Annotated in this window: 2 pseudogenes; one reads left to right on the top strand and one right to left on the bottom strand. The window is 69.1% G+C overall.

Annotated elements, in window-relative coordinates:
* Positions 1 to 473: pseudogene (locus AB0N17_RS46190) on the bottom strand (IS110 family transposase); the annotation flags it as partial.
* Here AB0N17_RS46190 and AB0N17_RS46185 point away from each other — a divergent pair.
* Positions 463 to 667 (top strand): annotated as a pseudogene (locus AB0N17_RS46185) (IS5/IS1182 family transposase); the annotation flags it as partial. The pseudogenes AB0N17_RS46190 and AB0N17_RS46185 sit on opposite strands and share 11 nt — an antisense overlap.

Raw genomic sequence — 667 nt, 5'->3', positions numbered from 1 at the left:
GCTCGGCCGGGTGCTGGACCCGCGGGCCCAGCACCCGTTCAAGCGAGGGGTGGATCTGGGTGAGCAGGCCCCGGAGCCGGTTGGTGATCCGGGTGGACTCGCCCGCGAGGTCGTCGTCGAACCCGGCGATCATCGCGAGTTCGGCCACGGTCTCGTCCGCGGTGTCGATCGTCCGCAGGGTGTGGGGCATCGCTCTGGCGGCGTCCGCGATGATGAACGCGTCACGGGCGTCGGTTTTCGCCTCGCCCGGTAGAGATCGGCGATCCGCCGCATCGTCAGCCCGGGCAGGTAGGCGACCTGGCAGTCCGCGTCCCGGGCGACCGCCAGCGGCAGGCCCCGATGGAAGCCGGCTGGTCGACGACCACCAGGACCGTTCCGTGCTTGGCCTGGAGCTTGTCGAACAGCTCACGCAGTTTCGGTTCGCTGTTGGGCAGCGGCTTATCGAACACCTTCTTCCCCGCAGTCCGGATCCCCTACTGGGGCCGGTGGGAGACCCTCTCCACAGGTCAGAAGGCGGCGAACCGGTCCCACGCCAAGATCCGGGCCCTCGGGGAGCAGGCCATCGCCACCCTCAGGTCCTGGAGGCTCCTCCGCAGACTGCGGTGCTCGACCACCCGGATCCAGGAGAGTGGGGAGACGGTCGACGTCTTGGCATCGGGGAAAAAGC

Source organism: Streptomyces sp. NPDC051133, assembly GCF_040682635.1.
GTDB lineage: Bacteria > Actinomycetota > Actinomycetes > Streptomycetales > Streptomycetaceae > Streptomyces.
Note: the sequence above shows the minus strand (reverse complement) of the source record. Positions and strands in the feature narration are given on the sequence as shown.